This is a genomic window from Flammeovirga sp. OC4 (assembly GCF_000812565.1).
Classification (GTDB): Bacteria; Bacteroidota; Bacteroidia; order Cytophagales; family Flammeovirgaceae; genus Flammeovirga.
Window position 1 is genome coordinate 19,509 of record NZ_JTAM01000078.1, and the last position, 11,253, is coordinate 30,761.

The following is an 11,253-nucleotide window of genomic DNA, read 5'->3' on the forward strand; positions in this document are numbered from 1 at the left end:
CAGATAATTAAACAATATGAGCGATAGAAAACCAAACTTTTTTGAAGGGTTCAAAGACCCATTCGAAATGGTCAATAAATTGAGAATTGTATTTTATTCTTTAGCAAGTCTCTCCGTACCTTTCTTCACTATTTGGTATCTTCAGAATAAGAACGAAGAGCTAGAGCCGATCATTGAGCCTCTGGGTAAGGTGTTTTCAGGTATTACAGCAGCGATAGCGGTGGCAGTAGCAATTGTAGTTTACATGCAGTACCAAAAGAAGTTAAAGGTCATCAGAAAAGAAGATTCACTTCCCTACCGATTAACCATGCTTCTTAAAGGTCAATGCTTCAAATTTATTCCATTGGCAATAGCTCCTGTAATTACAGTGGTACTTTATAGATTGACGTTAGAGCCATTAATGATGGGTGTTTATTTATTCTCATTAATATTATTGGCCATGAGTAACCCAACGGTTCATACGGTGATTTCTGATTTGAGGTTGAATAAACGAGACAAAGAAATTATGCTTCAAAATATTCCTTTTGAAGAGACAGATATGAAATTATAATCATTTGGAAACTCCATCTTTAATAGTACTCTATTTTGATGGAGTTTTTTATATCCTAAGTATTAAGCCAAAAATAAACTATGACCTATTTGTGACTTAGTACTTAATTAACCCTAATACTATGACTGAAGAAGATTTTAAATTACTTGTTGATTTTCATGTTAAAGCTGATCGACAAGGACCAGGTAGTGATACTGAAACTGAAAAAGCACTATCATTGACCAATCTTGATTTTGAGAAGCCTCTGAAAGTAGCAGATATTGGTTGTGGTTCTGGTGCACAGACTTTTGCTTTAGCGACAGTATTGGAAAAAGCCGAAATCACTGCTGTAGATCTTTTTAACGCATTTTTGATGCAATTAAACTTGAAAGCAGTTCAAAATAATTTTGATGATAGAATCATTACTCTGAAGGAATCAATGGATCAATTATCTTTTGACGAAGGTGTGTTTGATTTGATTTGGTCAGAAGGGGCTATTTATAATATTGGTTTTAAAAAAGGGTTAGAGGACTGGAAAAAATACCTTAAGCAAGGTGGGTATATTGCGGTAAGTGAAATTACATGGTTAACCAATAGCAGGCCTAAAGAGATTGAGGAATATTGGAACGCCGCATATCCGGAAATTGATACTGCTTCAAATAAGCTAGAAGTGATAGAAGAATTAGGGTATCAACCAGTAGGGTATTTTCCATTAAAACAAGAAAGTTGGTTGGATAATTATTACAGTCCAATTGAAGATCGTTTTGAAGCATTTTTAGAAGAAAATAATCATTCTGAAAAAGCTAAAAACCTTGTAACGCAAGAAAAGGAAGAAATCAAAATGTATAAGCAGTTTAAAGACTACTATAGTTACGGTTTTTATATCGCTAAAAAAGTATAACTCACTTACAATAAAAGTAGTCTGAATACAAAAAAGCACGTTTCCTTAAAATGAAAACGTGCTTTCTATTGAAGTGATAATTGAATTGGTTAGTGACACAAATATAAAGCGAATGTATACTAAATGCAAATAATTATCAACATAGTGCAATAATAAGTGAATTGTTTCGTGAACTTATTAAATAACAAAATATTCATTCACTTATATGGCACTTATGGAATTCTAGTAAAATAATCTTTTACAAATATCACAGATGCTGAATATCCTGTTATATCTGATTCGGAAAATTATAGTGCACTGATGCACATTATTTAAGCTCTTCTTTAAGGTATTTTGCAGTGTGACTCTTCTTATTTTTAATTACCTTTTCTGGAGTACCTGTTACTACTACAGTTCCTCCTTCAGCACCACCTTCAGGCCCAATATCAATGATATGATCGGCCACCTTGATAACATCTAAATTATGCTCAATAATCAGCACCGTATTACCTTTGTCAACTAATTTGTGAAGTACATCCAAAAGGTGTTGAATATCTTCAAAATGAAGCCCTGTTGTAGGTTCATCTAAAATGTAGAAAGTTTTACCCGTATCTCTCTTCGAAAGTTCCGTTGCGAGTTTTACACGTTGTGCTTCACCACCCGAAAGTGTAGTAGCGTGTTGCCCTAAAGTGATATATCCTAAACCCACATCCTTCAAAGCTGATAGCTTTCTCATGATTTTTGGATGAGCTTCGAAAAACTCTACCGCTTGATAAACGGTCATGTCCAATACATCAGAAATTGATTTTCCTTTGAATCGAATTTCTAATGTTTCACGGTTGTAACGTTTACCTTTACATTCTTCACAATCTACGTAAACATCAGGAAGGAAGTCCATTTCGATCAACTTCTTACCACCACCTTGACAGTTTTCACAACGTCCGCCTTTTACATTAAAAGAGAAACGGCCAGGTTTGTAACCTCTGATTTTTGATTCAGGAAGATTGGTAAATAATGATCTGATCTCAGAGAACATATCCGTATAAGTGGCAGGGTTGGAACGTGGAGTTCTACCAATTGGCGATTGGTCTACCTCAATCACTTTATCAATAAACTCAAGTCCTTCTATACTTTTATAAGCTTTAGGAGCTCTTTTGGAACGGTATATCTTTTGGTTTAGAATTGGATATAAGGTATCGTGAATCAAAGTAGATTTTCCGGAACCGGAAACGCCTGATACTACAATCATTTTACCCAATGGGAAAGAAACGTCAACGTTTTTAAGGTTGTTGCCAGAGGCACCTTTTAATTCTATTGATCTTCCATTACCATCTCTTCTCTTTTTAGGAATTTCAATTTGAAGCTTTTCACTCAAGAAATCAGCCGTTGTACTTCCTTGCTTTAAGAAAGCATCTGGATTTCCTGCCGCCACTACATTTCCTCCATAAAGTCCTGCTTTCGGACCGATATCTAGAATGTAATCAGAGGCCAACATCATGTCTTTATCATGTTCCACCACAATTACTGAGTTACCTAAATCTCTCAGGTCTTGAAGTGATTTAATGAGTTTGACATTGTCTCTTTGATGTAAACCGATACTTGGTTCATCCAATATATAAAGTACACCGACGAGTTGTGTTCCGATTTGTGTTGCTAAACGAATACGTTGTGCTTCACCACCCGAGAGTGTTCTTAATGATCTATTTAAAGTCAGATAATCAAGACCGACATTGATTAGAAACTGTGTTCTCTTTCTTAGTTCCTTTAGAATTTCAGAACCAATCGTTTTTTGACGTTCTGTTAGGTCATCATCCACATTATTGATCCAGTTTCCAAATGTTTTGATGTCCATTTCAGCCAGATCAGCAATGTTTTTACCTGCAATCTTAAAGTGTAAAGATTCTTTTTTGAGTCTTGCACCATTACAAGTAGGACAAGTTTTGACGATTGTAAATTCCTCTGCCCAGTTTTTTACTTTTTCAGAACTACTTTTTGCATGCCTTTTCAAGAATGGAATTACACCTTCAAACTGAGTGACCCAAGCTTGATCGTATTTTGATTCTTTGGCAGTCAATACTTCAATTTCTTCGTCTGAACCATGAAGTACAATTTCTATCATTTCATCACTCAACTCATTGATAGGAGTTGAAAGCGTGTATCCTTTTTGTTTCAAGTGTTGCTCGATCATCTTGAAAATATAGATATCTCTATATTCCCCTAAAGGAACAATACCACCGGCAAAAATACTTTTCGAAGGGTCTGGAATAACGGCTTCTTTCGTGATTTCCTCAATCTCACCCAAACCATTACATGTCTGACATGCACCATAAGGAGAGTTGAAAGAGAACATATTTGGAGCAGGTTCATCATAAGAAATACCCGACTTTGGATCCATCAAGAATTTAGAGAAGAACTTTACTTGTTCCTTTGCAGGTGCATCAGGGAAAACCGTCATCATGATTCCCTTACCCTCTTTCATCGCCGTTTTCAGTGATTGCGTAATTCTGAAAATATCTTTCTCAGCTACTTTCACTCTGTCCACCACTACTTCTATATCGTGGGTCTTATAACGGTCCACCTGCATTTTTGGTACTAAGTCCAAAATTTCACCATCCACACGCACTTTGCTGTAGCCTTGCTTTCTCAGCTGAACGAAAAGCTCTCTATAATGACCTTTACGACCTTTAATCACAGGAGCAAGAATAATCATTTTGTGACCATCATAATGACTCATGATCCACTCAATGATTTGATCTTCCGTTTGCTTGATCATCTTCTCACCCGTCACATAAGAAAAAGCATCAGCCGTACGAGCATAAAGCAGACGAAGGAAATCGTAAATCTCTGTAGTTGTACCTACAGTAGATCTAGGGTTTCTTGAAGTTGTTTTCTGTTCAATAGAAATTACAGGACTTAAACCTTCAATTTTATCTACGTCCGGACGTTCCATATTTCCAATAAAAGAACGAGCGTAGGCAGAAAAAGACTCCATATATCTTCTTTGTCCTTCTGCGTAGATAGTATCGAATGCTAAAGACGATTTTCCACTACCCGAAACGCCAGTGATCACCACTAGACTATTTCTAGGAAATTTTAAATCAAAGTTTTTAAGATTATTCTCTCTTGCCCCGTAAATGGCAATTTCTTCCTCGATGTATGCTTCTGAGTGTTTCTCCAAAGTGCTTGAAATGATGATGAAATAACAAATTCAGTCCTTAAAAATAATGGAAATAGTCTACATTATTTTCTTTTTTTTGAAATAATATAATGTTGAGTTAAACCTAGATGTTTCTTCTCTACTTACTGATTAAATACCTTCTTCATCTTATACTCATCCAATCCTTTTCCAAAACCATCTTTGATTTTCTCATAAGTGACAAAACCATAACGGTTGAAAAGCTTTTCCATCAGCTGAGTGGTATTAATATGAATAGGATACATTTTACCTTCAGCAATGATTCTGCTTTCAATTTCATTGTAAAAAGTATCCGCTATCTGCAGTAAGTTACTGGCCCCAATGCTTCCTTGTTGGAACATGACCCATGGTATTCCGTGTCGATCTTCCTTGGTATAATAACCTCCACAACCTATAATTTCTCCGTCATTATTTTCTACGACTAAATAATTTTTATCCGTATAATTATCAAGGAAATCAATAAGGTAAGCTTCGTCTTCTGGATCAAAATATTTAGGTGCGTTGGAATGGAAAATGGCTATGATTTTATTTTTATGGGATGGATTGTAGGTTTTGAAATGGATCATAATGATTGGCTTTGACTTGAAATACTATGCAAGTTATTGAATTATTATAGTAGAGGTGCGTTATACTATCAATAAAAAATGATAAAAACGCCTTTTATTCTTCAAATAACATGATGATTATGTGGCTCAATTTCATACATTTGTAGCACAAAATTTATACTGTCTGTATTTCACATACTATCAGACAGCTAAGTATATATTCACATATCAATTATTTTAAACCATGGCAAAAGGATTTTTCAGCGTACCTAAGGCTGTCAACGAACCCATCAAAAGCTATGCTCCAGGTACTCCTGAGCGTGCTGAGTTAGAAGCAAAAATTGCAGAAATGTCATCTCAAAAGATCGATGTTCCAATGTATATTGGTGCTGAAGAGGTTCGTACGGGTAACTTAGGCACTTGTGTATCTCCTCACGATCACCAAAATGTGGTAGGTGAGTATCACAAAGGTGATAAGGACCATGTAACTCAAGCCATCAACGCAGCATTAGGTGCAAGAGAAGCTTGGGCGGAATTGTCTTGGGAGCACAGAGCGTCAATTTTCTTAAAAGCAGCAGATCTTTTAGCAGGTCCTTACAGAGCGAAGATCAATGCAGCAACTATTATTGGCCAATCAAAAACAGCACACCAAGCAGAGATTGATTCAGCATGTGAATTAATCGACTTCTTAAGATTCAACGTACAATTCATGACTGAGATCTACCAGGATCAACCTGAGTCATCTCCAGGCATGTGGAATAGATTAGAGTACCGTCCGTTAGAAGGATTCGTATTCGCTTTAACTCCATTCAACTTTACAGCAATTGCAGGTAACTTACCAACAGCTCCTGCAATGATGGGTAACACAGTAGTTTGGAAACCATCTCACGATCAGATTTACTCTGCTAACGTATTGATGGAAGTATTTAAGGAAGCTGGTGTACCTGATGGTGTAATCAACCTTGTTTATGTTTCTGGTCCAGACGCAGGTGACGTGATTTTCAATCACCCTGAGTTTGCTGGTCTTCACTTCACAGGTTCTACAGGTGTATTCCAAGATCTTTGGGCTACTATCGGTAACAACATCGCGAAGTACAACACTTACCCTCGTATCGTAGGTGAGACTGGTGGTAAAGACTTTATCTTGGCACACAAATCAGCAAAAGCGAAAGGTTTAGCTACAGCGATCACTCGTGGTGCATTTGAATTCCAAGGTCAGAAATGTTCTGCAGCTTCTCGTGTATATGTTCCTTCTAACCTTTGGGAAGAAGTGAAAGGTTATATCATCGAGGATGCGAATGATATCATCAACAACCACATGGGTACTCCACATGATTTCAAAAACTTCTTCACGGCAGTAATCAACGAGAAATCATTTGACAAGTGTGCAGGTTATATCGACAGAGCAAATGCTTCTGAGATGTGTGAAATCATCGCTGGTGGTGGTTACGACAAATCAAAAGGTTACTTCGTTGAGCCAACAATCATCGTAACTAAAGATCCTAACTACGAGTCAATGGTAGAAGAGATCTTTGGACCAATCGTTACTATCTACGTTTATGACGCAGAGTACTTCGATGAGGCAATGTACTTAGTAAACAACACTTCTTCGTATGCATTGACAGGAGCTATCTTCTCTCAAGATCGTTATGCGATTGAGTTAGCAACTAAGAAATTAGAAAACGCTGCAGGTAACTTCTACATCAACGACAAGCCAACTGGTGCTGTTGTTGGTCAACAACCTTTCGGTGGTTCTAGAGCTTCAGGTACTAACGATAAAGCGGGTTCTGCAATCAACTTGATGCGTTGGACTACTCCAAGAACAATGAAAGAAACATTCGTTTCTCCAGAAGATTACAAGTATCCATTTATGGGATAGTTTTGAGGGAAGAGGTAAGAATGAAGAGGGAAGAGTGGACTCTTTCTTTTTGAAACTTTGATCCTTCCTAATATATAAGAAGAGCATAATTCGAAAGGGTTATGCTCTTTTTTTGTTTATTAAATTGAAGTGTTAGAACCTGATATTAATTTTTTGAATGTATTTTTGATGTGATTATTAAAGTTCTTAAAAATGAAATATACTTTACTTACCTATTTTTTAATCTGTTGTCAATTCACGTTTGCACAGGAATTATATTTTTCGACGATGTCAATGCGTGACGGACTTCCCTCTAATATTATTTCTGATGTCACTCAAGATAAATATGGTTTTACCTGGGTGGCCACAAGAAATGGTTTGGTAAGATATGATGGTAATGAATATTTGTATTTTAAAAAGAATAATAACCAACACAGTTTATCGGATAATGAATTAACGGAAGTGTTATCAACTGATAAATATATTTGGGTAGGGAGCTGGAATGGGTTGAATAGGGTAAATGTTCAGACTTTAGAAGTAGAAAGAATTGATTTACCTGATACTAAAATAAGAACAATAGAAAATGGGAGGAATGGAACGATTTGGATTGGTACTTCTCAGGGCATTATTAAATATAATGATGAAGAAACGGTAGTTTTTGATGATAAAAATGGGTTGTCACATAAAATGGTAAGGTCTATTTATAAGGACAAGAATGGCAATTTATGGGTAGGCACTAACGATGGTTTGAACTATTTGAAAGAAGGAAGTTCAAAATTTGAAACAATTCAATTGATAAAAAATAAATCAAAAAATACTCTAGTACTTTCAATTCAACCTGATCAATTTTCAAATAATCTTTGGATAGGCACTGAAATGGGTTTGTTTGCCATAGATAAAGAGACATTTGCCATCAATGAATGTGCTAATATCAATCAGAGTATCTCAAATAAAGTCATTAAAAATATATTTCAAGATAATAACGCCACTTTGTATTTGGGAACTGACTTTGGGTTGAATTTATACAGCATAAAAACAAAGACTTGCCTTCGCTATTTTCATGATGCACAAAAGCCTTATAGTATCTCAAATAATATTATCAACTCTATTTATAAGGGGAAAAATGAAGAATTATGGCTCGCTACTTTAAATGGTATTTCTATCCTCAATAGCAAAGAAGCTTTGTACAATGTGTATGAATTATCTTATCAAATTGATGATAAAAGAACTGGGTATCAAGTGAAATCGATGATTGTGGATAGAAATAATCATCTATGGTTAGCAACTTCTAATGGGGTTATTCGAATTAATTTGAAAACTCAAAAACAGACTCATTTTACAGTAAAAAGCCCTCATCAGCATCAAATATTGATGAACAATACCTACTCAATTTTAGAGGATAGAAAGGGAAATATTTGGATAGGAACTGTAGCGGGGATAAATATTTGGCATCCCAAACAGCAAAGAATGACCAATATAACAGTTGATAATCACCCTGAACTTTTGTCCAATTATGTAGGGAATATATTAGAAAGTGATAGTGGAGATATTTGGGTAAATACATGGGAAGGAGGAATTTTTAAACTGAAGGATGGCATTTTGGGTTTAGAGAAAAACCAACAATTTGAGCAGATAAAAAATAAAAGGCTGGATAGTGAAAAATTTATTTTTGTGAATGATAAGATCTTTACAGCCTCTTATAATAAAGTATTTGAGGTTGACCCTAAAACGCTTACAACTTTAGAGTTACCTGATATAAATAAGCATATCGAAAATCAGGAAGTTTTTACTTTATATTCTAGTCGAAATAACCTTTGGATAGGTTCATCAAGTGGTTTGATTCAATATGATATTCATACGAATGAGATAACAGATCATTTATTGAAAATTCAGAAAAACGATAATATTGTATCCATAACGGAAGACGAAGAAGGGAATATTTGGTCTATTACAAACCTTTCTATTATCAAATATGATCCTTTAAAAAAGATTTCAATAGCTTATCCCTTATCCTATAATTTACCAATAAAGAATTTTAACTTTAGTTGTGTTACAAAAAATAATAATGAGATCTATTTTGGAGGAAATAATGGGTATATCACTTTCAAGCCTGATGAATTAAAAGAATATCAAAATCGTTCATCTTTATATCTTACAGGATTGAAAATTAATAATCAAAAAGTAGAACCTAGGAAAGAGATTGATGGTCGAGTTATACTAAAAGATAATTTCTCGTTTACTAAATCAGTTAAACTTAACTATGAAGAACGCTTTTTTACAATAAACTTTACTGACCTTAATTTCAATAACTCTATAAAGAACCTTTTCGCCTATCGATTAAACGGCTTTGATGAAAACTGGCATACTGTTCCTAAAGGTGAAAATCAGGCTATTTTTTCAAATGTTTCTCCTGGTAAATATACATTTGAGTTGAAACTAGTAGACCCTTACGGAGAAACAGTCACAGAAGCTGTACCATTAGGAATAACTATTGAACGCCCTTTCTTATTGCAAAATGTGTTTATAGCTATATATATCTTTTTAATCATTGGGTTCTTTTATGTAGGATTCAGAATTTATACGAATCGATTAAAGTTGAAGAATAAGCTACAGATTTCTGAAATTAGGGCGGATCATGCAGAGGAACTTGATAGGACCAAAGAGGCTTATTTTACGAATATTTCTCATGAATTAAGAACACCTATCAGTTTAATATTACCACCTCTTCAGCAAATCAGAGCCAAAGTAGCATTAGATAAAGACAGTGTATCCCTTTTAGAAATAGCAGAAAAGAATGCTGATAGGTTAAAAAAATTAGTCAATCAGATTTTAGATTTCAATAAGATGCAAAACGAGAAGTTATCTTTGAAATTTTCTAAAACGGAGGCGAAAGATTTTTGTGAGAACGTCGTTCACCTGTTTTCGCATCAAGCGATTCAGAAAAATATAAATTATCAGTTTACTTCTACATTTGAATCCTTAGAACTTTGGATTGATAAAGAAAAGATGGAAACTATTCTGTTTAACCTTCTTTCCAATGCCTTCAAGTTCACAGATGATAAAGGGGAAATAAAAGTGCATTTAAGTACATGTACATTTAAAGGTAATGAGGGATTAAGAATACTTATCCAAGATTCAGGTATTGGCATTCCGGAAAAAGATCAACAACATATTTTTGAGCGTTTTTATCAAACAAAAAATCAAAACCGAGGAGGAACAGGTATTGGTTTGGCACTTGTGGCTGAGTTTGTAGAATTGCATTATGGTAGTATCAGTGTTGAGAGTGATGGGCACAAAGGGACTACATTCACCATCGATTTACCTTTAGGAATGGAACATTTACCATTGGAACAAATTGTACAGGATGAAGTGGATCTTATTTCAACTCCAATTCGAGATGATTTAGATCAAAAAGTAGCCTCTTATAAACTGACTCTTGATGATGAAAAGTCATTGGTGCTCATTGTTGATGACAATAAAGATATTGTGGATTTATTACGAATGTCTTTAAAAGATAAATTCAATTTGATCATTGCAGAAAATGGTCAAGACGCCTTACAAAAGGCCATTCGTATTGTACCTCAACTTATCATTTCTGATGTGATGATGCCGGTTATGGATGGTATTTCATTTACAGAAGAAATAAAGAAAAACCCTAAAACAGATAAAATTCCAATCATATTATTAACCGCAAAATCATTAACTACTCAAAAAATTGAAGGTTTGAATGCCGGTGCAGATATTTATCTGACGAAGCCAGTAGAGATTGAAGAGTTGACGACGTATGCTTTTAAGTTAATAGCAAAAGGAAAAACTTTAAGTGCGTCTAAAAGTGATTTAGTTGGTGATGAAGGAGTGAACCCAATGAATAATGAGGATACTATTTTTGTCAATAAGGTCATTGATTTCATTGAGTCTAACTTGAGTAATGAGGATTTATCTGTAGAAATGATAGCGGATGAAATGTCCATTAGTGCCAAACATCTTACCCGTAAATTGAAAGCGATTACTCAGCAAACGCCAAAAGATATTATCAAAAAATACCGCCTGAAAAAAGCTTCTATTTTATTACAGAACAAAGAAGGAAATATTACTGATATTGTTGACCAAACGGGTTTTTCAAGCCTTTCTTATTTCTCAAGAGTGTTTAAATCAGAGTTTAAGATGTCTCCAAAGAAATATCAGGAAAAGTATCAAAAAGCTAATTCTTAGAGGTCTCTTTTCACCTTGAATACTCAAAATGTC

The 11,253-nt window shown here is 34.8% G+C and carries 6 protein-coding genes; 4 read left to right on the forward strand and 2 right to left on the reverse strand.

Annotated features, from left to right (window positions below):
* The first annotated feature begins 16 nt into the window (after positions 1-16).
* The gene (locus tag PL77_RS25590; protein WP_044211643.1) at positions 17-550 is read left to right on the forward strand and encodes a hypothetical protein; all 534 of its coding nucleotides are present in this window, start codon (positions 17-19) and stop codon (positions 548-550) included.
* A 121-nt stretch (positions 551-671) separates the two neighbouring features.
* Complete coding sequence (locus tag PL77_RS25595) at positions 672-1,430, forward strand: class I SAM-dependent methyltransferase (RefSeq protein WP_044211644.1); 759 nt, start codon at positions 672-674, stop codon at positions 1,428-1,430.
* Positions 1,431-1,737: 307 nt separating this feature from the next.
* Here PL77_RS25595 and uvrA read toward each other — a convergent pair whose 3' ends face one another.
* Both uvrA and PL77_RS25605 read right to left on the reverse strand, forming a co-directional pair.
* Positions 1,738-4,587: an excinuclease ABC subunit UvrA gene (gene uvrA, locus PL77_RS25600; protein ID WP_253274021.1), complete on the reverse strand. Its 2,850-nt coding sequence runs from the start codon at positions 4,585-4,587 to the stop codon at positions 1,738-1,740.
* Between the two features lie 122 nt (positions 4,588-4,709).
* On the reverse strand, positions 4,710-5,171 hold the full coding sequence (locus PL77_RS25605; RefSeq protein WP_253274022.1) for an N-acetyltransferase: 462 nt from the start codon (positions 5,169-5,171) through the stop codon (positions 4,710-4,712).
* 223 nt (positions 5,172-5,394) lie between these two features.
* On the opposite strand from PL77_RS25605, the gene pruA reads away from it, so the two are divergent.
* Together pruA and PL77_RS25615 are read left to right on the forward strand one after the other, a co-directional pair.
* On the forward strand, positions 5,395-7,029 hold the full coding sequence (gene pruA, locus PL77_RS25610; RefSeq protein WP_044211646.1) for an L-glutamate gamma-semialdehyde dehydrogenase: 1,635 nt from the start codon (positions 5,395-5,397) through the stop codon (positions 7,027-7,029).
* Between the two features lie 192 nt (positions 7,030-7,221).
* On the forward strand, positions 7,222-11,220 hold the full coding sequence (locus PL77_RS25615) for a hybrid sensor histidine kinase/response regulator transcription factor (RefSeq protein ID WP_082026734.1): 3,999 nt from the start codon (positions 7,222-7,224) through the stop codon (positions 11,218-11,220).
* The last annotated feature ends 33 nt before the right edge of the window (positions 11,221-11,253 follow it).

Bases quoted from the DNA above. Each gene is read 5' to 3' on its own strand.
- PL77_RS25590 (WP_044211643.1), top strand. From the start codon at position 17: ATGAGCGATAGAAAACCAAACTTTTTTGAAGGGTTCAAAGACCCATTC.
- PL77_RS25595 (WP_044211644.1), top strand. From the start codon at position 672: ATGACTGAAGAAGATTTTAAATTACTTGTTGATTTTCATGTTAAAGCT.
- PL77_RS25605 (WP_253274022.1), bottom strand. From the start codon at position 5,171: ATGATCCATTTCAAAACCTACAATCCATCCCATAAAAATAAAATCATA.
- pruA (WP_044211646.1), top strand. From the start codon at position 5,395: ATGGCAAAAGGATTTTTCAGCGTACCTAAGGCTGTCAACGAACCCATC.
- PL77_RS25615 (WP_082026734.1), top strand. From the start codon at position 7,222: ATGAAATATACTTTACTTACCTATTTTTTAATCTGTTGTCAATTCACG.